Origin of the sequence: Rathayibacter rathayi (genome assembly GCF_004011095.1) — a bacterium.
Classification (GTDB): Bacteria; Actinomycetota; Actinomycetes; order Actinomycetales; family Microbacteriaceae; genus Rathayibacter; species Rathayibacter rathayi.
This window is the reverse complement of sequence record NZ_CP028129.1, coordinates 437,484-460,305: the sequence shown is the minus strand read 5'-3', so window position 1 is coordinate 460,305 and position 22,822 is coordinate 437,484. Positions and strand designations below refer to the sequence as shown.

Genomic DNA, 22,822 nt, shown 5'->3' with positions numbered 1-22,822 from the left:
CGAGGCCCGAACTGTCTCGATGTCGAGACACTTCTCCGCTCTCGGCTCGTGGGACTGCCCGCGTCGCCCGCCAAAAGGATGCCCCCCATGCAGCCCGCCGCTACAGTGACGGCATGAGTGACCTTCGCTTGGAAGAGCTGTCCGCCTCGAACATCTCCGCCGTGAACGGGCTGAGCCTCAAACCCGGCCAGGAGCAGTTCATCGCGCCGGTCTCCTACTCCGCCGCTGCCGCCGTGATTGACCCCGGCGCCTCCTGGCAACGCGCCGTGATGGACGGCGACGAGCTGGTCGGCTTCATCCACGCGCACTTCGATCCGGAGGCGGCGGAGGAATTCCGCAGCTGCATCTGGCGCATCAACATCGACGCCGCGAAGCAGGGCCGCGGTGTCGGCACGTTCGCCGTCCGCGCCACCGCCGAGGAGGCCCGCGCCCGCGGCTTCGGCACCCTCACCGTGATCTGGGAGTCGGGCGAGGACGGCCCCGAGCAGTTCTTCCGCTGGATCGGCTTCGAGGTCGTCGGCGAGACGCAGTACGGCGAGAACATCGGGGCGCTGACGCTCTGAGTGAGCAGGTCGACGGAGATCGACCCGACTTCATCGCAGCAGTTCTGGGCGTCGTCGAGTCAATCCCGCCCGGGCATGTGATGGCGTACGGCGAGATCGCCGCGGTGCTCGGCAGCCGGGCGGCCCGGGTCGTCGGGACGGTGATGGCGCACTACGGCTCGGACGTCGCCTGGTGGCGTGTTGTGCGCTCGGGAGGCGCGCCCGCGCGAGGACACGAGGAGCGGGCCCGCCGCGAGTACGAGCGCGAGGGCACGCCCCTGGTCGACACTCCTGGCGGCTACCGCGTCGACATGGCCGCCGCCCGCTGGCGTCCCTGACGCGTCCGCGCGAGCCGCCCCACCGACCGCCACTGTCCGATTCGCAGGAGCCCGTCCCCTTCGCAGGACCCGGTTCGATTCGCAGGAGCCCGTCTCCTTCGCAGGAGCCAGTTCGATTCGCAGGGGATCCGCCTCCCGTCGACTCATTCTCGCGGCAGGATCATCCTCCTCACGAGAATCCCCTGCAAACCGCACACGTCCCTGCAAACCGCACGCCTCCCTGCAGACCGCACGCCTCCCTGCACATCACACCCCCAGGCGCGCCCACGCCTCAGACGAGCGAGTCGCGCCAAGCCGCGTGCAGAGTGGCGAAGCGTCCGTCTCCGGCGATGAGCGCCTGCGGAGCACCGTCCTCGACGACGCGGCCGTGCTCCATCACCAGCACGCGGTCAGCGATCGCGACCGTCGAAAGGCGGTGCGCGATGATCACTGCGGTGCGGTCGGCCAGCAGCGTCTGAAGCCCTTGCTGCACCAGCCGCTCGCTCGGGATGTCGAGCGAAGAGGTCGCTTCGTCGAGGATCAGCACGGCCGGATCCGCCAAAAACGCGCGCGCGAACGAAATCAGCTGACGCTGCCCCGCCGAGACGCGCCCGCCGCGCTTGTTCACATCGGTGTCGTAGCCGTCCGGCAGCGCCTGGATGAACTCGTGCGCACCCACGGCCTGGGCCGCGCGCACGATCTCGTCGTAGGACGCAGACGGCCGTCCGATCGCGATGTTGTCGGCGACCGATCCGGAGAAGAGGTAGGCCTCCTGCGTCACCATCACGATCGCGCGCCGCAGGTCCTTCGGATGCAGCTGCCGCAGATCCACGCCGTCGAGGGTCACCACGCCGTCGCTCGGGTCGTAGAAGCGCGAGATCAGCTTGGCGAGCGTCGTCTTGCCGGCACCCGTCGATCCGACGAGCGCGATGGTCTGCCCCGCCGGGATGTCGAGATCGAAGCGCGGCAGCACCTCGCGGTCGGCGGTGTAGGCGAAGCGGACACCCTCGAAGCCGAGCCGACCGCGCGCGTGGCGCAGGTCGATCGGACGGGTCGGATCCGGGACGCTCGGCTCCTCGGCCAGCACGCCCGAAATCTTCTCGAGCGCGGCCGCGGCCGACTGGTAGGAGTTGTAGAACATCGCCATCTCCTCCACCGGGTCGAAGAAGCGCCGGGTGTAGAGCAGGACCGCCAGGAGCGCGCCGATCTCGAGCCCACCGTCGAGTACGCGGACGCCGCCGATGAACAGCACCACCGCGACCGTGATGTTGCCGATCAGCACGAGCCCGGGATCGAAGGTGCCGAACACGCCGAAGACGCGCTTGTACGCGAGCCGGTACTGCTCGACGACTCCGCCGAACACCGTCTCGTTGCGCTTGTGCCTGCGGAAGGTCTGCACCGCGCGGATGCCGGTCATCGACTCCACGAACTGCACGATCAGCCGCGACGAGGCGACTCGCGTGCCGCGGAACAGCGTCTGCGAGCGCTTCTGGAACCAGCGAGTCAGCAGCGCGAGCGGCACGAGGGCGCAGGCGAGCACGATGCCGCTCACCCCGTCGAGCGAGACGAGCGCGATCGCGACGAAGCCCATGTAGAGCGCGCCCTGCACCAACTGGTTGATACCGGAGTCGAGCAGCTCGCGGATGGAGTCCAGGTCGCTGGTCTGCCGCGAGATGATCCGGCCGGAGGTGTAGTTCTCGTGGAACTCCAGGCTCAGCTTCTGCGTGTGCAGGAAGACGCGCTTGCGCAGGTCGATCAGGATCGCCTGGCTGACCCGCGCCGACAGCACCGTGTACCAGGCGACGAGGAGTGCGCCGATCAGCCCGGTCAGGATGTAGGCGCCGACGGTCAGGGCAAGCGGGACGGCGTTTCCCGCGAGCACCGCGGGTAAGCCGTTGTCGATGCCCGCCGCGATCAGCGCCGGACCCGCCACCTGCGCCGCCGTCGCGACGACCACGACGACCGCCGTCAGCGCAAGACGAAGCCGCAGCGGCCGCAGCAGCGACCCGAGGAGTCGCAGCGAACGCCGGCGCAGGGCCGTCGACTCCGCCCGAGAGAGGTCGTCGCGTTCCTCGGCGGAACCGAGCGTGCTCATGATCGCGTCTCCTGGTGGGTCGTCGCGGGGCGGGAGCCGAGGCGCTCGATGCCCGCGGGCCGGGTCAGCTCGTCCTCTTCGAGGCTCGAGATGACGAAGCGGTAGTGCGGGCTGCTCGCGAGCAGCTCGCTGTGCGTGCCGACCGCGGTGATGCGCCCCTCTTCGATCACGGCCACACGGTCGGCGAGCGCCACCGTCGACGGACGGTGCGCGACGATGATCGCGGTGGTGTCGCCGAGTACCCGGCGCAGGCCCGCCTCAACCCGCGCCTCCGTGTCGACGTCGAGCGCCGAGAGCGGGTCGTCGAGCACGAGCACGGCGGGGCGGGCAGCGACAGCCCTGGCGAGGGCCAGGCGCTGGCGCTGGCCACCGGAGAGGCTCATCCCCTCCTCGCCGACCGTCGTGTCCAGGCCGTCGGGGAGCCGGTGCACGAAGTCCGCCTGCGCGATCTCGAGCGCCTCGAGCAGCTCCTCCTCGCTCGCCTCGGGGCGGCCGAGCAGGACGTTCTCGCGCACGCTGGTGGAGAAGAGCGTCGCGTCCTCGAACGCCATGCCGACGTGCGTGCGCAGCTCGTCGCGCCGGAGCCGGCGGATGTCCACTCCGTCGAGTTCGATCGCTCCGCCGGTCACGTCGTAGAGCCGCGGAAGCAGTGCGGTGAGCGTGGTCTTCCCTGAGCCGGTGATGCCGACCACCGCCATCGTCTCGCCGGGCTCCACCTCGAGATCGAGCCCGTCGAGCAGATCCGGATAATGTTCGGGCGCGTCCTGATAGCGGAAGTGGACGTCGCGGAAGCGCACATGGCCGCGCGGCTGGGCGATCGTCTCCGGCTCCTCCGGGTCGGTGATCGTGTTCCGGCTGTCCATGACCTCGAAGTAGCGGTCGACGGCAGTGCGGGTGTCGAAGGTCATCGAGAGGAGGAACCCGATCGACTCGACCGGCCATCGCAGCACGGTCGCGGTGGCGAAGAAGGCGAAGAGCTCGCCGACACTCAGCTGGCCGTCGGCGGCGAGCCAGACTCCGCCGAGCAGGCAGAGCGCGAAGGCGATGTCCGGCACCAGCAGCAGCACGAGCCAGATCCCGGCGATGGCACGGGCTTTGTCGATCTCGGTTCCGCGGAGCTTCTCGGCCTGCCCGGCGAAGTTTTCGAGCGCGTGCTGGTGGCGCCCGAACGCCTTCAGCACACGGATGCCGTGCACCGACTGCTCGACGGTCGTCGCGAGATCGCCGGCCTGGTCCTGACTGCGGCGCGCGATGCTCGAATAGCGCTTCTCGAAGGCGAGTCCGTAGATCCAGACCGGGATCGAGCAGACGACGAAGAGCACGCCGAGGATCGGGTTCCAGGAGACGAGGACGCCGAAGCCGACGACGATCGTCAAGGCGTTGACCACGAGCAGCACGAAGCCGAACGCGATCCACCGGCGGATGAGGCTGAGATCGCTCATCGCCCGCGAGAGCAGCTGCCCGCTCTGCCAGCGGTCGTGGAACGACACCGGCAGGTCCTGCAGGCGGCTGTAGAGAGCCGAGCGCATGCGCGCCTCGATGCGGGTGCTGGGGGTGAGGACCATCCGGCGCCGCAGCGCGATAGCACCGGCCTCGACGACACCGAGAATCAGGATGACGGTGACGGGGCCGATCAGCGGGCCGAGGTCGCCGGAGCCGGCGGCCGTCGCTCCGTCGCCCAGGGGTCCGTCGACGAGCTGCTGCAGGACGATCGGGATGGCCAGCGACACCAGGCTCGCCACGAGAGCGACCCCGATGCCGCTCAGCAGGCGGGGCAGAGCGTCGCCGACGAACGGTACGAGGCGCAGTAGGGTCCGCCGGGTGCTCGGGCGCTTGTGCTCGGTGACGCCGGGCGACGGGAGGGCAGATGCGGACACGGTGCGTGCTTTCGCGACGAGGACGGAGCCTTCCCCGAGCCGGGAGGAGTGGGGAGACAGGAATGCCACCGGGACGGGGGCCCGGGGCAGCCTCGCAGGCTATACCCGGACGTGGTGTCCCGTCCAGCGGCCGTCGCCAGACCGCCCGCCTCCGCCCTCAGCGCACGCGGACCGAGAGGCAGGTCACGCAGCCCTCGAGCTTCTCGAACTCCGAGATGTCGACGGTGAGCACGCGGTAGCCGAGGCTCCTCAGCAGCTCGGCACTGCGCGGAGCGGAGGCGGCCATCAGGAGGGTGTCGTCGTCGAGGACGACCACCTGGGCGCCGGATTCCTCCGGCATCGGCAGGAAAGAGGGGAACAGCCGGGGCTCGTCGACGGCCGGCTCCCAGCCGATGACGGTGCCGTCGGGCAGGGCGGTCACTGCGCTCTTGAGGTGGAGCACCGTCGAGAGCGGGACCGCGACGACGTCGTACCCGCGAGGGCGCAGGATCGCGCGTAGCTGGGCGATTCCGGCCGCGTCGGTGCGGCCTCCGCGGCCGACGTAGACGGTTGAGCCGACTGTCAGGACGTCGCCGCCGTCGAGCGTCGCCGGCTCCTCGATCCGGTCCACGGTGAGGCCGAGGGCGCGCGCCGCCTCTTCCGCGCCGGCAGCCTCGCCGCGGCGGGACTGCGCTCCGGAGCGGGCAATCACGGCGTGGTCGCCGAACACGACCACGGCGTCCTCGAGGAAGACGGAGTCAGCGAGGTCGGGCGCGGGCGCGGCTTCGACGCTCTCCCAGCCCGCCCGCTCGAGCAGGTCGACGTACGCCTCCCACTGCTGCTGGGCACGCTGCTGGTCGACGGGGACGCGCTCGAGGTGGGTGAGCTCGCAGGCGGAGAGGTCGGCGGCCGGGGCGCGGACCAGCGCGATGCGGCGGGCTGAGGCGGAGGTCGGCGCTTCGTCGGTGCGGACGCGGAGCCAGACGGCGCGACCGACGGTCGCCGCCGAGACGGTGAAGGCCAGGAGGAAGACGAGATTGAGTCCGGCGAAGGTCTGGAAGATCGACACCCACACCGCGCCTGTGACGGGGGCACCGGTGGCGCTGGCCTGCACGAGCGTGCCGAACACGGCGCCGACCACGCCCGCGACGAGCCCAGTGAGGGCCGCGAGCCAGGCGCGGCCGAGGGTTCCGGCGATCGCGAGTGCGAGCACGACGACGAAGCCGAGCACGCTCGAGAGCAGGAAGTACGCGTTCACCTGCGGGATCGACCCCGGCTGAAGCTGGTTGCCGATGAAGTAGGCGAGCAGGTTCGCAAGGTGCGCGACCAGGGCGGTGGCCGCGGCGGCGAGCAGCGCGAAGAGGAGGCGGCGCCCTGTCGCGGGCGTCCGGTCGGTGGCGCGGATGGTCACGGCGGTCACGGGCGGGTGGTCGGGCGTCGAATCGGAATGCACTCGGCGACCCTACGCGCCGCAGCCCGCACCCCACCTGTCGAACCCCTTGCATCCCCCTATGAGACCGGCCCGCCGCCACCCACTCGCCACGGAACTCCCGCCACAAGGCAGAGCCGGTTCAGCGGAAATCGCGTGCCAAGCGATTTCCGCGACCGGCGACGCACCTCGCTCTGTCGGACGCACCGCGCCACAAAGCCAACCGCGCCACGCCGCACAAGGAGCGGGGTGGAAATCACACACCACTTCTTTCACTGAGTGCCGGGCAGCGCCCGTCACTCAGTGAAAGAAGTGCCGCTCCCCCGTCGTATACATCGTGATGCCGGCGCGGGTGGCCGCGTCGATGACCTCGGCGTCGCGGACGGATCCTCCGGGCTGGACGACCGCCTTCACGCCCGCGGCGAGGAGGACGTCGAGGCCGTCGGCGAAGGGGAAGAACGCGTCGGACGCAGCGACTGAGCCGGAGGCGCGCTCGCCGGCGCGGGTCACGGCGAGGTGACAGGAGTCGACGCGGTTCACCTGACCCATGCCGACGCCGACCGAAGCACCGGCCTTTGCGAGCAGGATCGCATTCGACTTGACCGCGCGGCACCCTTTCCACGCGAATTCGAGGTCGAGCATCGTGTCGGCGTCCGCGGGCTCGCCCGCGACCAGCTGCCAACCGGAGCTGACCTCGCCGGGTCCGCCGACGAAGCGGTCCGGCTCCTGGAGCAGCAGACCGCCCGAGATCTGCTTGAACTCGCGTTCGACGGGGGCGTAGAAGTCGGGAAGTTGCAGCAGGCGCAGGTTCTTTTTGGTCTTGAGCACCTCGAGCGCCTCGGACTCGAATCCGGGGGCGACGAGCACCTCGGTGAAGATCTCTTTCACCGTCTCGGCCATCGCGAGCGTGACGGGCCGGTTCGCGGCGATCACGCCTCCGAAGGCCGAGACCGGGTCGCACTCGTGGGCGCGGCGGTGGGCGGAGGCGATGGGGTCGATGGCCTTGCCGCTCGCGATCGCGATGCCGCAGGGGTTGGCGTGCTTGATGATCGCGACGGCAGGCAGCACGAAGTCATAGGCCGCACGGACGGCCGCGTCGGCATCGACATAGTTGTTGTACGACATCTCTTTGCCGTGCAGCTGCGTCGCCTGCGCGATGCCGGTGCCGTCGGGAGAGACGTAGAGCGCCGCCTTCTGGTGCGAGTTCTCGCCGTAGCGGAGCACCTGCTGGAGAGTTGCACGGATCTCGACGGAGCCCGCGACACCCTCGTCCGCCTCCTGCCCGGCGAACCAGGCGGCGACGGCGCTGTCGTAGGAAGCGGTGTGCGCGAAGGCGCGGGTCGCGAGGGTGCGGCGGGCGGCGAGGGTCGTACCGCCCACGGCGAGAGCGGCGACGATACCGGAGTAGTCGGCCGGGTTGACGACGATCGCGACATTCGCGTGGTTCTTGGCGGAGGCGCGTACAAGGGCGGGGCCGCCGATATCAATGTTCTCGACGACGGTCGCCGCGTCGGCACCACCGGCGACAGTCTCGCGGAACGGATACAGGTTGACCACGACCAGCTCGAACGCGGCGATGTCCAGCTGCTGCAGCTGCTCCCGGTGCGAGGCGAGACGCAGGTCGGCGAGGATGCCCGCGTGCACGGCCGGGTGCAGCGTCTTCACGCGGCCGTCGAGCGACTCCGGGAACCCCGTGACGGCCGAGACGTCGGTGACCTCATGTCCGGCGCCGCGGAGGGTCGCGGCGGTCGAGCCCGTGGAGACGAGCTCGACGCCGGCCGCGACGAGCGCCGCTCCGAGCTCGAGCAGGCCGGTTTTGTCGCTGACCGAGATCAGTGCCCGGCGGACGGGCACCAGGTCGCGGTCGTCGTAGCTGCTGGGGTCGTGGGCGGTAATGCTCATGCGCGGGCGAGTTCCTCGAGGTCAACGGTTCCGTGGGCGATGTCGAGCACCGTCTGCACCAGCAGGCGACGCTCGATGGTCTTGATGCGCTCGTGCAGCGCGGCCTCGCTCTCGCCGGGGAGCACGGCGAGGCTCTCCTGGGCGATGATCGGGCCGGTATCGACTCCGGTGTCAACGAGATGCACGGTGACGCCCGTCTCGGTCGCGCCCGCTGCGAGGGCATCGCGGACGGCGTGCGCGCCGGGGAAGAGCGGCAGGAGGGCGGGGTGGGTGTTGATCATCCGCGGGCTGAGCGCATCGACGACCACGGGGGGCAGGATCCGCATGAAACCCGCGCAGACGACGAGGTCGGGCTGCCACTCCTGGATCCGCGCGAGCAGGGCGGTGCCCCACTCGTCGCGCGAGGCGAAGTCGCGCGGCGCCACGGTGAAGGAGGGTGTGCCGCGCTCGTCGGCGTAACGCAAGCCCGCGGCGTCGGTGTCGCTGCCCACCGCGACGATGCGGGCCGGGAAGCCCTCGGCGCAGGTGGCATTCAGGAGGGCGCGGAGATTCGATCCGCCCCCTGAGACGAGCACGACCAACTTGAGCACTGCGCAAGTCTAGGTGTACGGGCCGGGGAGGTTGGTGGAGGTGTGACGACTCGCTGCCATCGGTGAGACGGGGATGAGGACCTCCCGGTCGAGAGCGGGGTGCTCCGGCGTCGACGCTGATGGGGAGGTCGTCCCACGCTCGCGCCACTCTCGCGCCTGGATATCGCTCGCGGAGCGGCCGGTGGCCTTGCGGCCTGCAGCGACAAAGTCCGCCAGCCTTCTTGTCAAGCGTAGTAATGTGCCTCTCGTTCGCGTAGGTCTCGTACGCCGAACCGCGGGGTTTCGTGTGTGCCTTCCGCTTGCGTGCACCGTCGCCTCGGTTGCTGTGAAGGTCTGCACGGCGGTAGTTGCCCATCAATCGTCGCGTCCGCGGTTCTCTCAACGGTGAGTCCGTGCGTGATCACCCTGTGCAGTGCGATGCGTATGCGAGTGTGTTGAACCCAGTCGAAGGAGTATCTGTATGGCGAACGTGTCGACACAATCCCGATCGAGGCTTGCGCGGCTCTCCTCGGCAGCCATGCTGTTGATCGCGCTGTGCATGAGCTTCTTGCCGGTGAATGCTGATGCGGCGCAGGGCGCCGATGATGTCAGGCCCACGGTGGGGTTGGTGAACGAGGATCTGGCCTCCGAGTTCAATGGCGACGAGTACACGTTCGGCACATCGTTCGTCGACCGGATCTCGAAGGACTCCGAGTACAACTGGATCGTGCTTTCCCGCTCGGTCGCTGAAAAGGCGTACAGCGATGGCTCTGTCGATGCGATCTTATACATTCCGCAGTCGTTTACGCGCGACATCCTGACCCTTCAGGATACCAACCCCACGAAAGCGACAGTCGAGTACAAGCTCGAGCCACAAGCGGACAAGCGAGCGGATCAGCTGCTGGAGGCCAGGATCATAGCAATAGTGAGTGGGTTCAACGAGAGCGTCATCAAGATGTACTACGCCTCCCTAGCGGATAATCTCGCCGAGGCAGACGGACAAATGCACGGGACCCTTAGCAACCAGGAAGCACTCATTACTGCTCTGACCACGGATGTGCAGAAACCATTCTCGGGCACGATTCCCAACATCGAGAACTTTGTCTCCAGCGCAAAAGATCTCAAAGACGTGAACACCGCGACCGTCGAAGCTCAGAATACGTTCACGAAGTCGGTCGCGGACTCGCTCACCTCCAGCAGCGAGGCGCTTTCCGGGCAGCTGCAGAAGATTGATGAGTACGCGCGCAGGCAGCAAGAGATCGCACAGATCAACGCGACCAATAGCAATAAAGGCATCGCGGATCAGGCCGCGTCTGATCGACGCTTCTACGGTTCCCAGTTCGAGGCGCTCAAAGCCAGCACGCTGTGTAAGCTGGCAGGGCTCGACGCCACAGATCTGCCCGCGCCCTGCACGCGCCCGGACGGTACCAGTCCGCCGCATCTGGACGGCAGGATCGCCGAACTTCAGCAGGCGATCGCGCAGTACAGAGCAGATCACACCCTCGCGATCGACAACCTCTCTGCCGACCTCGACACGAGAATCCAGAACCTCAAAGCCGTCGAAACACGCCTCAGCGGCTCGGCCGCTCCTGTCAACCCGGCGGATCCTGCCGACCCAAGGCGCCCGTCGGTTCCGGCCGGTGTGGGTGATCCGGCGATCGTCGCGAGCCTGCAGGAGGAAATCCTCGCGCTCGAGACCACCCGTGACTCGCTCCGCACCGGCCTCCCTGGCCCAACGTTCGATTCTGCCCTCACGAACGTGGACACCTGGTACAACGAGACGATCGCGAGCCTCAAGGAGGCGTCTCTCACAGAAAACACCGTCACCAGTCTCAAGGTAGGCGACTGGAGCAGCCGCACCCCAGACAGCTCCGGGCTCTTTATCGATAGCAGCGATGACCTCCGCACCAGTATCACCGGGCTCGTCAGTCAGACCGATCAGACCAGCAGCCAGATCACGAGCAGCGCAGGAACCGTGCCCGATAACACGAGCCAGTTCGACGCACTCCTGAAGAACGCCACGACCACGTTCGACGGCGTCGAGAACGTCTTCACAGGACTCAACAAATTCGTCGCCACGGGCAATACCGGCCTCAAAGAGACCCAGGACTACTACGCGAACTTCGCAAGCGTCCTCGCGAACACCCGAACACCGGGCGTGGACACGAGCGGCATCTACGACTTCTTCGCCGCGCCCATCAACGCGAAGAACATCACATCAGACCACACAGCGGCCGCAGACGCGACCGATCCGGTCAGCTGGTTCGAACCGCAATGGGTGGCCGTGTTCGGCGGCGGACTGTTCGCCGGAATCCTCGCCACCGTACTCAGCGGCGCCTTCCGCAGAAGAAAGAAAGCCTGAACGGAGACAACGCTGGCACTTTCCAGCTTGGCTAACCAGATTGTTCAGTACTCGACTGCCATCGAGCATGTCCACGGTCGGATGCCCTGCCTCGTCCGGGCCCGGTCGATATCCTTGAACTGTATCTCGACGGCGACCCGGTCAACAGGCGAAATTCCCGAGCGGATAGCCCCGCGACTGGGGTCGGCGGCGATCTGCAGTCCGTCCCAGAGCAGCCCCCGCCGGGCTTCCTCTTTCCGTTGCCGGTGCTGTCCACCTGAATCAGCCGGCTTTCAGACGATGCGCGAGCGAAGAGATACACTCCTAGGGTGTCCACGATCGCGCAAGTAATCACCCGCCTGGATCCCCTGCCCGAGTCGGTCAGGGTGGAACTCGCCTCCAATCTGGAGGCTTATGCAAAATTGGTTTTTTGCTGAGTGAAGAAGATGAGTCCGCGGACGGCGTTGAAGCTTATGCAAAATCCGGTTGATCGAGGTGAAATCGTGCGTGTCTGTCACGGGTAACACCGGCTGATCCGCTTCGATTGAAGGGCAACTTCCAACAGACGCTCTTCACGAAGGAACCAGCCGGTGCACATGCAGACTACTACGGGAATGACGGCCGAGCACTACGCGATCCTCGTCGAACGGATGGAGAACGAATTTCTGTGGCAGCGGCGGCGAGGACGGCCACGCAGACTCTCGCTCGCTGGGGCATTGCAGGTCACTCTTCTTTACTATCGCCACAACGTCACCGAGCAGTTAATAGCCGATCTCGTCGGCGTCGATCAGTCGACCGTTTCGCGAACGATCGCGTTGGTTGAAGCGATGCTTAACGTCGTGACGGACGACGAACAGCCGGACGTCGAGGTGGCGCTCGGTGAGACGACGGCCGTCATCGACGGTATTCTCCTGCCGTGCTGGTCCTGGGCTGACGCGCCCGAACTGTACTCCGGGAAACACACGACCACGGGGCACAACTGTCAGGTCCTGGCTGATCTCTCCGGCCGGTTGATTCACATCTCGGATCCCATTCCCGGCAAGCACCACGATACTCACGCATTCCGAGAAACCCGCTTAGCCAACACCCTCATCCTCTCCAACACGCTCGCCGACAAAGGTGAGGTGACCCATTCTTTCTGGTCCACCGCAGAATTGGTAAGATTACCGCGATGACCGAAAGGAAGGCCCGGGATGTCCAGTTCCCGTGGGAAGTATTGAGGCTTATGCAAAATACGATTGATCGAGATGGATTTGCGCGTGTCGGTCACGAATAACACCGGCTAATCCGCTTTGATTGAAGAGCAGCCTCTAACAGAAACTCTTCGCAAAGGAACCAGCCGGTGCGCACACAGTCTACTACGGGAATGACGGCCGAGCACTACGCGATCCTCGCCGAACGGATCGAGAACGAGTTCATGTGGCGTCGGCGGCGAGGACGTCCGCGCAGACTTTCCCTCGAGGGAGCATTGCGGGTCACTCTTCTCTATTATCGCCAGAATGTGACCGAGCAGTTGATCGCTGATGTGGTCGGTGTCAGTCAGTCGACCGTGTCGCGAACGATCGCGTCGGTTGAGGCGATGCTCAATGTCGTGATAGACGACGAGCAACCGGACGTCGAGGCCGCGCTCCGCGGGACAACGGCCGTCATCGACGGCACGCTCCTGCCGTGCTGGTCCTGGTCGGACGCGCCAGAGCTGTACTCCGGGAAACACATGACCACGGGGCACAACTGCCAGGTCCTCGCCGATCTCTCCGGTCGGTTGATCCACATTTCGGATCCGATCGCGGGCAAGCATCACGATGCCCACGCGTTTCGAGAAACCGGGTTGGCCGACACCGTTAACCTCTCGAACACGCTGGCCGACAAAGGCTACCAAGGCACCGGAATGGTCATACCAATAAAGAAGAGGCCAAGCGAAGAACATCTGCCAAATTACGCCAAACACCACAATCGCTTCGTGAACACCCACCGATACGTGATCGAGAGAACAATTGCTAGCATCAAGACCTGGCGGATATTCCACACCGACTACCGGCGGCCACTGCGCACCTTCCGAGATGCCTTCAACGCCGTCCACGGACTCATCTTTTTCACTCGGCAAAAAACCAATTTTGCATAAGCCTCATTCTCCGGAGTTCCGCGCGGAGGCAGTGCGCGAGGTGATTGATAGGTCGCGATCCGTCGCGGACGTCGCTCGAGAGCTCGGACTGGTTCCGCAGACCCTCACTAAGTGGGTGGCGGCGCATCGCCGAACCAGTGCCGGCGGCGAAGAAAAACTGACCGTTCAGGACAGGGCACGAATAAAGGAATAGGAGCGTCCCTGCCCGACAGTCAAACTCCCCAGGTTCGCCACCACCCGGTTTAACTCCGCCAGAAGGTTTCTGACCTGACCGAACCCCGGATTGGTGGCCTCATACGTCGCCCACGCCTCCTGCTGAGACTTCGCGATCAGACGCAAACTTCTCCCGGTCTCACTCGCCGGCTAGCTCAGCCTCAAGCTGCGCCTTCCACGCGAAATCACCTTCCCAGTTCTGCCAAAAGTCGTCTTTCTTCTCTTCGGCCGTCAGATCGTCATAGTACGTCCAGTCACTCTCCACCTGACCCGTTTTTGTGTCCACCGCCCAGCGAAACCGAACCGGAGACTTACCCTGCAGAGCGATAAGCAAGTCATGCAGCTCCTCAATTCGAGGGAGAATAAATCTCGAATTCTCGCGATACTCTTCTTTGGTCACAACTTTGATGTTGTCAACCACCTTGCCATTCACAATCGCGTATTCCAGTTGCCCCTGAACACTGGTAATATTGCCGAGACCATCGTCAGTGACCTTACCTTGAATGTAGAGCTTCTCTACATTAGAGACCACCTGGCCCAAGGTGAAGTCAATGATTCCTTCCTGGATCTGCGACAATCTCTCAAAGTTTGATGCGTTGTTCATGCCCGCTCCGATCACTAGTCATTGGTTAGAGGATTCGGAATAAGTGCCCTGGATGGCTTTCCGTCAATCTCGTACTCGACTTCAAACCCAGTCGGTCGTTTGTTACCGTCGTATAGGACCTTGATCTCGATATCAATAACGGTGCGTGGTGGGACGTCGGTGAGAGCATCTCGCCAGTCGCGTTCCATTTCGTTCCATTTCCGTCCATTCTGAGCCCGCGCCGCGGTTGACTGCCCGTGCTTGGCTGATGAGGTTGTCGAGTTCTGGGCTGCCGTCAAAGAGATCCGCGATCAGGTGACCCGCGTCGTCCGTGGGGAGCTTGTCTGGCGTGTTCCGCGCGTTGTCGAAGCGAGCACGGCCGGTGGGCTTCAGATGGAGGTCCTCGACCGTGACACGGTCGATCAGACCATCAGCGTTCGTCTCATACACGTACTGGTGATTCGTGCCGGGTGCGCTCGCACGATATCCCACGTTAGGAAGCAGCGCACCCCGACGGTTCGGATCGAAAGGATCCAGAACCTCTGTCTTCTCGCCAGGAACGCCAAGCTCTCGCTCACCGCCACCACGCGCCTCCGCCGCCGACCCGTCGATGCCGTCTGCTGGTCGTCGTGTCGGGGTGAATTCATCGCTGACCGTCACCCCGCCCGCGCGGACGCGGTTCGTGATCCAATCCAAGGCGCTGCTGGTCTCACTCGCAGTGGAGATCGTCACGGGCTTCCCGAAGCCGAGATCATCGGCCTTCGTGATCAGATTGTCTGAGCTTGTTCAGCTTCGTCGCAGCGCCGAGGGGGAGAAGGTTCCCCGCGATCTGGCCGATCACCAACGCGCCACCTCCAGCGGCCTTACCGGCGATAGCGGTCAACTGGTTCCACAACTGGGAACGCGCCTCGTCACTGGTCGCGAGAGTGAACACACCGCTCACCATGCCCTGCATATTCAGCCGCCCCCGCCCCCGCGGGAATCTACTCACTCAAGGAAGCGCAGCTCGTACCGATTAGGCACCGCATCATGCTGATAGTAGTGCCAAAAAATGTCACCAGCTTCGATCGCGTCGAACGCCTCCTCAGCGGGAACTCTATCAACACGACCGTTCCAAGCGATATCTGCACTCCCCGCGGACTTTTTACCTTCGGGCGAGAGGCGAGCGAGCCTGTAGAGGCTATCGGAGCCGTCCGCATTCTGCTTACGCACCTCGATCATCATCACAGCCGCACTCCCAGCGGCCTGCAAAAACAGATCCGCCCAAGCGCCAGGCAGATCGTCTCTCAACCGCTTGCCCTCGGGCAGTCGAGATAAAGAAATCGCGAATTCGCTTTTACCATCTAGCAGCATCGGCGCGCGTCGAACAACTTTTTCAGCAAGCTGGCCACTCAAGATTTCCAGTCTCGAAACTCCGTTATAAGTGAATACATGCGTGACTGACATATCCCGAGCTTTCTCTTTATGGAATTTCTTGAAGGATGACTTCGACGATCTCGATCGGTTCACCGTTCAAGAGACCCCTCGCCGGATTTTCTGACGACACCCTGCTATCAAAGAGACGCTGACCATTCCCGCCTCGCTGATACTCAGGTGTAGCGCTACCGCTTTTAACTTCAATTCCGACGTACCGATTTCCCCCCAAATCGATTAGCCCATCATAATAACGGAGTTGTCCACCAGCTTCGAGCCTTACACCAACCTGATCAGAGAGTATCTCCACGCCCAGTCTATCACGAACTTTCTCTAGTCCGAGTGCTTCTTTGTTCGCGCTGATCGCGTCTGAACCTGTGTAATGCCCGAAAATGTCTCGCTTGTCGCCTCTATCGATGCCTCGAAGCTGGTCTCGAATTAGATTCGGGAGGGACTTTATTTCTTCCGAAGTCAACTCGCCCCGTCGAATCTTCTCTACAACGCTCTGCAACCCGTCTGCTGATCGTATGGTCGGCTCGAATACGTCGCTGACGGTCACCCCTCCCGCGCCGAGGTGGTTCTTGAGCCAGTCCAGGGCGCTGGTGGTCCTGCTCGGGTTCGTGATGACGGGTTTCGCGAAGTCAGCGAATTTGTCAGCCCGGCCCAGAAGTCCGCTCGTTTTCGCGACTTTCAACGCCACCGCTCCGGGCAGGATGTTCCCCACGATCTGTCCGATCACCACCGGGTTACCCGCTCGGACCTGGTCAACGAGCGTCGTGACCTGCTGCAACGCTTGGTTACGCACATCCTCATCGAACAGGAGGGCCTCGATCCCCCGCCCAGTGTCACGCAGATTCATCTGCGCCGCACCGCTGATCATCTGCCCCACGCCAGACCCAACACCAGCAACGAGCTGCCCCGCCCACGACCCGGACTCAACCGCCGGCCGCATCACAGTGACGTCATACCAGTGGGCCACCTGATCGCTGACCATCCCGACCAGATTCAACCCCTCACCAGTAGCCGCGATCGACGCGTGATCAATCGCGCTATTCACACCCCCCACGATCAGCGACCCACCCAACGCCGCCAACGCCAACGTCGCACCCGCGCTGAACGGCGTACCCACCACACCAACCGCGAGAATCAACACACCCTCAACGACCTGAATCCCGTCCCACAGCACCCCCCACAGGGCATCCTCTTTCCGCTGCCGTTCCTGTTCAGCTTCAACATCATCGACATACCCAGAGAACAAGACGTCCCACCCGTCGGACGCGACCTGCTGGTTCTCCCGACAGTAATCCAGCATCCCCCCGGTCAACCCGCTCAACGTCTGCAACGCGAGAGTGAAACTCCCCGCCGTGTACGAGCGCCCTTGCCCAACAGTGAGACTCCCAACATTATTCAGGATGCTCTTCAGCTCACCGAGAAGATTCTTGACCTGATTGAACCCATGATCCGTAGCCTCATACGCCTGCCACGTCTCATGCTGAGTTTTCGCAACCACCTGCATATTCTCGAACTCGCTGATCGTGCCCTCAACCGCATCCGCCCCCGCGCTACCCAACGAGACCAGATGCGACGCACGGGCAGCGATCCCCCGCAAATCAGTAGCAAACCCCCGCAACAATTCCACACCGGTATCAAGCTGGGTGACATGGTCATCGAACTCGTCATTCACGAGCCGGAAGTTGCCATCCGCGTCAACCTCGCCATACCCACTCCAGTACACCCCGATCGCCGTCTGGAACGTGTACAAACACACCAACAGCGACTGCACAATCGGGACATGCACCTCCCGAATATACGCCCGCATCGCATCAGCACCCGCACCACTGATATTGCCTGACCCCGCCAGGCTCTCCAACCCCTGCGCAAGATCAGTCAACGCCTCGACCCAGTCCCCTAACCCCTCCTGTAAACCCGGAGACGACGCCTGCCACGAATCAGCAGAAAACTCCACCACACTCACTGCGCCACCTCACACACCTGCGCATCCTGCGCATCCTGCACCTCGATATTCACCCCAAGCTGATCGAACTCACCGGTATCCCTCTGCGCCAAAGCACCATACGACGCGATCAACGCCGACAGCTCAGAATAAATCTCCGACACAACCGTAGTGCCGGTCACATTCAGCCCATCTCCCCGACCCCATCCACCGCTCGTCTCCGCCACGCAGGACGTCAGAGTGGACACGGTCCGGGTCTGCTCATGGAACCCGCAACGACTCCATCGCGGGGATTGTCCGCGCAGGCGCAGACCCTGCCCATCGATCCCATCAGCGTGTGCCGGCGTAGTGCCTTCACGAACTTGTTCGAGCGGAACTGCGACCCACGATCGGAGTGCATGATCGAGGAAGGTCAGCGTCGATGTCCTGGCGGGACGTACATCCTCTCGGGTGTCAGTTCTCGACCGGTCGGCGTGTCGACGATACGTTTGCCGTGCTCGTCGATGACGATCTGCAGATCGCTTCCGACCGGGAGGTCGTAGATACCGATCAGCGCGGGCTCGATCTCGCACGCATCGTTGAAATCGGTGATGCGCCAGTTGTCCGAGTCGGCGAGGTACTCGCTGCTGTCCGCCGCGCTCATAATCCGCCAGCCGTTGTCGACCGGTGCGTTCGACCTCTCGCGCAGCATCCACCGCACCGGAGCGCGACCCTCCCACGCGTTCACCGTCATCAGACATGCCCCTGCCTGAGGAATAATCTCCATACCCTGCTCCCGTCTCATGAGATCACGTCGATATCTTGCCCGGTCGCCGCAGCATACGCGCGAACCTCATCACGCATGAAACCAAACCTGGTTTGCGCGAAATACTGTCCCACGCTGGCCTGACGCCGCCGATCGACATGCGCTGTCAAGTCAGGTCGAGAGTGCGCCGTGACCGCAGCGAACGCGGCCCGCAAATATTCAGGCTTAGCAGAAATGTTTGTGAGAAGCATCGTCAGTGGAAGGCCGAACCTGGGTGAGCGCAGATTGATGTCCGCCCCACCGTCCAACAACCGTGCGATCAGCGCCGCTTCCGCTTCAGGGTCACGATCCCGCGCGCGACCCCACAAAACATGCAGCACATTCACACGATCACCATCAGTGCTCACCAGACTGGGATCCGCGCCATCATCGAGCAGACGATTCGCGATCGCCAACCGCGCCCGAGGATCCTTATTCATCAAAGCCAGCCCGAGGAGCCCATCTACGCCAGGCCTCGGGGTGAACGGCATGGTAGCGGGGTCGTATCCGGCGCAAAACTCCTCATATGTCCCATATCCAGCAGCATGACTCGGAGATGCCATAGTGTCCTCCTCTTCTCATTTTCTATTCATCGATATATTCATCGATATGCGACCGGTTTCTGCCCGGATCTTCAACCTGATACTTCTCCACGTCGTGATATTCATCCAAGAATTCTTCCTTCGTAATCTGATGACTGAGGTACCGATTTCGAAGTTTGGCATATTTAGCCTCAGGGAGGTGTCCCATGTCCCAGAGGCCAGCGCGGGGTTCTCCGGGTCGCCACTCGATGAGTTTCCAGTCGCCTGACTTGTTTTTGACCCAGAGCTGATCCGGCCCCGGAAGACTCGGCGGCGCCCCCACTTCGCCGCCCTCAATGTCGAGCAATTGTTTCTCCCGGGTAGCGTTCCACACCTCTTTGACTTGTCCGGGCGCGTAATCAGGGCGACTATTCGCGTAGGGAAGACGAACCCCGTCAGAATCATACCCGAAAGAGTTCGGTATACCACGCTTCGGCAACCGGCCAGTCGGATACTTCACCGGACCCGGAGCATTACTACCGCCCGGCTGGTCGACAGAATACGACTTCACGGTCGACCCGTCAATCGCGTCTGCTGGTCGTATGGTCGGCTCGAATACGTCGCCGACGGTCACCCCTCCCGCGCCGAGGTGGTTCTTGAGCCAGTCCAGTGCGCTGGTGGTCCTGCTCGGGTTCGTGATGACGGGCTTCCCGAAGTCAGCGAACTTGTCAGCCCGGCCCAGAAGTCCGCTCGTTTTCGCGACTTTCAACGCCACCGCTCCGGGCAGGATGTTCCCCACGATCTGTCCGATCACCACCGGGTTTCCCGCTCGGACCTGGTCAACGAGCGTCGTGACCTGCTGCAACGCTTGGTTACGCACATCCTCATCGAACAGGAGGGCCTCGATCCCACGCCCAGTGTCACGCAGATTCATCTGCGCCGCACCGCTGATCATCTGCCCCACGCCAGACCCAACACCAGCAACGAGCTGCCCCGCCCACGACCCGGACTCAACCGCCGGCCGCATCACAGTGACGTCATACCAGTGGGCCACCTGATCGCTGACCATCCCGACCAGATTCAACCCCTCACCAGTCGACGCGATCGACGCGTGATCAATCGCGCTATTCACACCCCCCACGATCAGCGACCCACCCAACGCCGCCAACGCCAACGTCGCACCCGCGCTGAACGGCGTACCCACCACACCAACCGCGAGAATCAACACACCCTCAACGACCTGAATCCCGTCCCACAGCACCCCCCACAGGGCATCCTCTTTCCGCTGCCGTTCCTGTTCAGCTTCAACATCATCGACATACCCAGAGAACAAGACGTCCCACCCGTCGGACGCGACCTGCTGGTTCTCCCGACAGTGAGGCTTATGCAAAATTCCGGTAGGGCTTCACAACAGCCCAGGTCAAGGGCTTGTTCCCTGGGTGTGCGAGGGGATTTTGCATAAACCTCAATGACATGGACAATCTTGACCGGTTGCCCCTCAATAACCGCTCGAAAGCTGCGGTGTTGGTTATTCAGATGTCGGACTCTTGATGGTCATCGAACGGACGTGAGGGATCAAGCCCCTGGCGCTCCTCTTCGCGCTCAACATTCGCCCAGTGTGGTGACAAGACTTGAAGGACGATCTTTGCACCAAAATTCTCTACTGCGAGGCGGCTTGAATCGTCGAAATCCCAGTGGTATTGACGCATACCAGGAGTCTTCGTCTTCCCGCCGTCGAGGATGACGTTGACGTCGTCAACGATCGCGCGGAAGCTTGACCTCAGATCAGGTTCCAGATCGTTATCTAGATTTCGTACTCTGTCTGAGACTGGGATGTTGACTTTTAGAACGCATTCATCGCTCAAGAGCACGTTGACCCGGTTATCACTCAGGGGCAGCGCAGCAAGCAGATCAATGCCACTTTCTCGGTCTGAAGTAATCTCCCAATGAAGCCTTTCGGCTACCGACATTATATCCGCTCTCGTAGCAGGCCATTTTAGTGCTCGAAAAGCCTCGATTATCGGGTGTAGCTGGTCGGCGTCCAGCCGTGTGAAATCGCTCATACTTCTCCTATTAGACACATTCGTGCACCTGATTGCAAGGCTACGCAAAATCCTCTGGGTTTTACTCGCCGGCTAGCTCAGCCTCAAGCTGCGCCGTCCAAGCGTTGTCACCCTTCGAGAACAGCCAGAAATCGTCCTTCTTCTCCTCGTCAGAGAGATCATCGTAGTATGTCCAATCACTCTCAGCAGTGCCCGCTTTGGTGTCCACCGCCCAGCGAAACCGCACTGGGGATTTACCCTGCAGGATACGGAGGATGTCGTGCAGCTCCGTGATTCGCGGCCTGACGAAAGCGACATTCTCATAGAACTCAGTATCGTCCAGGACAGCAGAGACGTCGAGGACGCGACCGCCGACAATGACAGTCCTGATGTTACCCTCGACGCTTGTGACATTTCCATAACTATCGTCCGTAATTCTACCTTGCACGTAGAACTTGTCGACTTTATCACCGACCTGCTCCATGGTGAACATAAGAATCTCGTCTTGGATCCCGAATAGGCGTTCGAAACTAGTCTCGTTGTTCATTACAGTTCCCTAATCGATATTTGGTATGGTGTTTGGGAAATTTCTGCCACCAGGTTTGCCGTCGATTTTATATGTGACATCCAAACTTATTGGTCGTTTGCCGCCGTCGTAGAGAACCTTGATCTCGATATCAGTGACGGCGCGTGGTGGTACGTCACGGAGAGCATCTTCCCAGTCGCGTTCCATTGCCCTCCATTTCGAGCCCGCACCGCGATTGAGAGCTGTTGCTTGGCTGACGAGGTTGTCGAGTTCTGGGCTGCCGTCGAAGACATCCGCGATCAGGTGACCCGCGTCATCCGTGGGGAGCTTACCTGGCGTGTTCGGGTCATGCTTGAAGCGAGGGCGGCCGGTGGGCTTCACATGGAGGGTCTCGACGATGACCCGCTCGATCAGACCGTCAGCGTTCGTTTCGGCCACGTAGTTGTGGGTCGTGTCGGGTGCACTCGCACGATATCTCACGTTGGGAAGCAGCGCACCCTTACGGTCCGGATCAAAGGGATCCAGAACCTCTGTCTTCTCGCCAGGAGTACCAGACTCTCGCTCGCCTCCACCACGCGACTTTACGGTCGACCCGTCAATCGCGTCTGCTGGCCGTATTGACGGCTCGAATACGTCGCTGACGGTCACCCCTCCCGCGCCGAGGTGGTTCTTGAGCCAGTCCAGGGCGCTGGTGGTCCTGCTCGGGTTCGTGATGATGGGTTTCGCGAAGTCAGCGAATTTGTCAGCCCGGCTCAGAAGTCCGCTCGTTTTCGCGACTTTCAACGCCACCGCTCCGGGCAGGATGTTCCCGACGATCTGTCCGATCACCACTGGGTTTCCCTCGCGGACCTGGTCAACGAGCGTCGTGACCTGCTGCAACGCTTGGTTACGCACATCCTCATCGAACAGGAGAGCCTCGATCCCCCGCCCAGTGTCACGCAGATTCATCTGCGCCGCACCGCTGACCATCTGCCCCACGCCAGACCCAACACCAGCAACGAGCTGCCCCGCCCATGACCCGGACTCAACCGCCGGCCGCATCACAGTGACGTCATACCAGTGGGCCACCTGATCGCTGGCCATCCCGACCAGATTCAACCCCTCACCAGTAGCCGCGATCGACGCGTGATCAATCGCGCTATTCACACCCCCCACGATCAGCGACCCACCCAGCGCCGCCAACGCCAACGTCGCACCCGCGCTGAACGGCGTACCCACCACACCAACCGCGAGAATCAACACACCCTCAACGACCTGAATCCCGTCCCACAGCACCCCCCACAGAGCATCCTCTTTCCGCTGCCGTTCCTGTTCAGCCTCAACATCATCGACATACCCAGAAAACAAGACGTCCCACCCGTCGGACGCGACCTGCCGGTTCTCCCGACAGTAATCCAGCATCCCCCCGGTCAACCCGCTCAACGTCTGCAACGCGAAAGCGAAACTCCCCGCCGCGTACGAGCGCCCTTGCCCAACAGCGAGACTCCCAACATTATTCAGGATACTGTTCAGCTCACCGAGAAGATTCTTGACCTGGTCGAACCCATGATCCGTAGCCTCATACACCTGCCACGTCTCATGCTGAGTTTTCGCAACCACCTGCATATTCTCGA

Annotated in this window: 23 protein-coding genes; 6 read left to right on the top strand and 17 right to left on the bottom strand. The window is 63.0% G+C overall.

Annotated elements, in window-relative coordinates; translation table 11 throughout:
- The first annotated feature begins 113 nt into the window (after positions 1–113).
- Positions 114–563 (top strand): GNAT family N-acetyltransferase, encoded by a 450-nt coding sequence (locus C1O28_RS02335; RefSeq protein ID WP_068251698.1) that lies wholly within the window; start codon positions 114–116, stop codon positions 561–563.
- On the top strand, positions 458–880 hold the full coding sequence (locus C1O28_RS02330) for an MGMT family protein (RefSeq protein ID WP_337189918.1): 423 nt from the start codon (positions 458–460) through the stop codon (positions 878–880). The genes C1O28_RS02335 and C1O28_RS02330 overlap by 106 nt, the downstream gene beginning before the upstream one ends.
- Positions 881–1,151: 271 nt before the next feature.
- Here the strand turns inward: C1O28_RS02330 and C1O28_RS02325 are convergent, their stop codons facing one another.
- The 5 genes from C1O28_RS02325 to purN form a co-directional block, all read right to left on the bottom strand.
- Positions 1,152–2,954, bottom strand: a complete 1,803-nt coding sequence (locus tag C1O28_RS02325) for an ABC transporter ATP-binding protein (RefSeq protein WP_097167487.1) — start codon at positions 2,952–2,954, stop codon at positions 1,152–1,154.
- Positions 2,951–4,831 carry an ABC transporter ATP-binding protein gene (locus C1O28_RS02320; protein ID WP_097167575.1) on the bottom strand — a complete coding sequence of 627 codons (1,881 nt, stop codon included), beginning with the start codon at positions 4,829–4,831 and terminating at the stop codon, positions 2,951–2,953. The genes C1O28_RS02325 and C1O28_RS02320 overlap by 4 nt, the downstream gene beginning before the upstream one ends.
- 157 nt (positions 4,832–4,988) lie before the next feature.
- Positions 4,989–6,263 carry a dimethylargininase gene (gene ddaH, locus C1O28_RS15820; protein WP_276328110.1) on the bottom strand — a complete coding sequence of 425 codons (1,275 nt, stop codon included), beginning with the start codon at positions 6,261–6,263 and terminating at the stop codon, positions 4,989–4,991.
- A 276-nt stretch (positions 6,264–6,539) separates the two neighbouring features.
- Complete coding sequence (gene purH / locus C1O28_RS02310) at positions 6,540–8,141, bottom strand: bifunctional phosphoribosylaminoimidazolecarboxamide formyltransferase/IMP cyclohydrolase (RefSeq protein WP_097167486.1); 1,602 nt, start codon at positions 8,139–8,141, stop codon at positions 6,540–6,542.
- Positions 8,138–8,731 carry a phosphoribosylglycinamide formyltransferase gene (purN, locus tag C1O28_RS02305; protein ID WP_097167485.1) on the bottom strand — a complete coding sequence of 198 codons (594 nt, stop codon included), beginning with the start codon at positions 8,729–8,731 and terminating at the stop codon, positions 8,138–8,140. The genes purH and purN overlap by 4 nt, the downstream gene beginning before the upstream one ends.
- Before the next feature lie 460 nt (positions 8,732–9,191).
- Here purN and esaA point away from each other — a divergent pair, with 460 nt between their 5' ends.
- The 4 genes from esaA to C1O28_RS16010 all read left to right on the top strand — a co-directional run bounded on the left by esaA (position 9,192) and on the right by C1O28_RS16010 (position 13,366).
- Positions 9,192–11,072, top strand: coding sequence for a type VII secretion protein EsaA (gene esaA / locus C1O28_RS02300; RefSeq protein WP_122999654.1), 1,881 nt, complete (start codon positions 9,192–9,194; stop codon positions 11,070–11,072).
- A 593-nt stretch (positions 11,073–11,665) separates the two neighbouring features.
- Positions 11,666–12,226 (top strand): transposase family protein, encoded by a 561-nt coding sequence (locus C1O28_RS02295; protein ID WP_164861102.1) that lies wholly within the window; start codon positions 11,666–11,668, stop codon positions 12,224–12,226.
- Between the two features lie 167 nt (positions 12,227–12,393).
- On the top strand, positions 12,394–13,173 hold the full coding sequence (locus tag C1O28_RS02290) for a transposase family protein (RefSeq protein WP_145260627.1): 780 nt from the start codon (positions 12,394–12,396) through the stop codon (positions 13,171–13,173).
- Positions 13,112–13,366 (top strand): transposase, encoded by a 255-nt coding sequence (locus C1O28_RS16010; RefSeq protein WP_104275175.1) that lies wholly within the window; start codon positions 13,112–13,114, stop codon positions 13,364–13,366. The genes C1O28_RS02290 and C1O28_RS16010 overlap by 62 nt, the downstream gene beginning before the upstream one ends.
- 159 nt (positions 13,367–13,525) lie before the next feature.
- On the opposite strand, the gene C1O28_RS02280 is transcribed toward C1O28_RS16010, so the two are convergent.
- The 12 genes from C1O28_RS02280 to C1O28_RS02230 all read right to left on the bottom strand — a co-directional run bounded on the left by C1O28_RS02280 (position 13,526) and on the right by C1O28_RS02230 (position 22,808).
- Positions 13,526–13,990 (bottom strand): hypothetical protein, encoded by a 465-nt coding sequence (locus C1O28_RS02280; RefSeq protein ID WP_097168054.1) that lies wholly within the window; start codon positions 13,988–13,990, stop codon positions 13,526–13,528.
- A 14-nt stretch (positions 13,991–14,004) separates the two neighbouring features.
- Entirely contained in the window at positions 14,005–14,178 is a 174-nt protein-coding gene (locus C1O28_RS16005) for a DNA/RNA non-specific endonuclease (protein WP_097168053.1), read from the bottom strand.
- Positions 14,123–14,701: a DNA/RNA non-specific endonuclease gene (locus C1O28_RS15365; protein ID WP_202129737.1), complete on the bottom strand. Its 579-nt coding sequence runs from the start codon at positions 14,699–14,701 to the stop codon at positions 14,123–14,125. Before C1O28_RS15365 ends, C1O28_RS16005 begins: the two co-directional genes overlap by 56 nt.
- A gap of 255 nt (positions 14,702–14,956) precedes the next feature.
- Positions 14,957–15,415 carry a hypothetical protein gene (locus C1O28_RS02270; protein WP_127821414.1) on the bottom strand — a complete coding sequence of 153 codons (459 nt, stop codon included), beginning with the start codon at positions 15,413–15,415 and terminating at the stop codon, positions 14,957–14,959.
- 16 nt (positions 15,416–15,431) lie between these two features.
- Positions 15,432–17,357 (bottom strand): T7SS effector LXG polymorphic toxin, encoded by a 1,926-nt coding sequence (locus C1O28_RS02265; protein WP_127821413.1) that lies wholly within the window; start codon positions 17,355–17,357, stop codon positions 15,432–15,434.
- The gene (locus C1O28_RS15000; RefSeq protein WP_160487644.1) at positions 17,354–17,518 is read right to left on the bottom strand and encodes a hypothetical protein; all 165 of its coding nucleotides are present in this window, start codon (positions 17,516–17,518) and stop codon (positions 17,354–17,356) included. Before C1O28_RS15000 ends, C1O28_RS02265 begins: the two co-directional genes overlap by 4 nt.
- Before the next feature lie 230 nt (positions 17,519–17,748).
- On the bottom strand, positions 17,749–18,102 hold the full coding sequence (locus C1O28_RS02255) for an immunity protein Imm33 domain-containing protein (RefSeq protein ID WP_104318717.1): 354 nt from the start codon (positions 18,100–18,102) through the stop codon (positions 17,749–17,751).
- Between the two features lie 14 nt (positions 18,103–18,116).
- Positions 18,117–18,536 carry a hypothetical protein gene (locus C1O28_RS02250; protein ID WP_127821406.1) on the bottom strand — a complete coding sequence of 140 codons (420 nt, stop codon included), beginning with the start codon at positions 18,534–18,536 and terminating at the stop codon, positions 18,117–18,119.
- Positions 18,537–18,705: 169 nt separating this feature from the next.
- Positions 18,706–19,974: an HNH/ENDO VII family nuclease gene (locus C1O28_RS02245; protein WP_127821412.1), complete on the bottom strand. Its 1,269-nt coding sequence runs from the start codon at positions 19,972–19,974 to the stop codon at positions 18,706–18,708.
- A gap of 199 nt (positions 19,975–20,173) precedes the next feature.
- Entirely contained in the window at positions 20,174–20,704 is a 531-nt protein-coding gene (locus C1O28_RS02240) for a DUF6301 family protein (protein ID WP_127821411.1), read from the bottom strand.
- Between the two features lie 61 nt (positions 20,705–20,765).
- Entirely contained in the window at positions 20,766–21,230 is a 465-nt protein-coding gene (locus tag C1O28_RS02235) for a hypothetical protein (protein WP_097168046.1), read from the bottom strand.
- Between the two features lie 9 nt (positions 21,231–21,239).
- The gene (locus C1O28_RS02230; RefSeq protein WP_164861100.1) at positions 21,240–22,808 is read right to left on the bottom strand and encodes a DNA/RNA non-specific endonuclease; all 1,569 of its coding nucleotides are present in this window, start codon (positions 22,806–22,808) and stop codon (positions 21,240–21,242) included.
- Between the last annotated feature and the right edge of the window lie 14 nt (positions 22,809–22,822).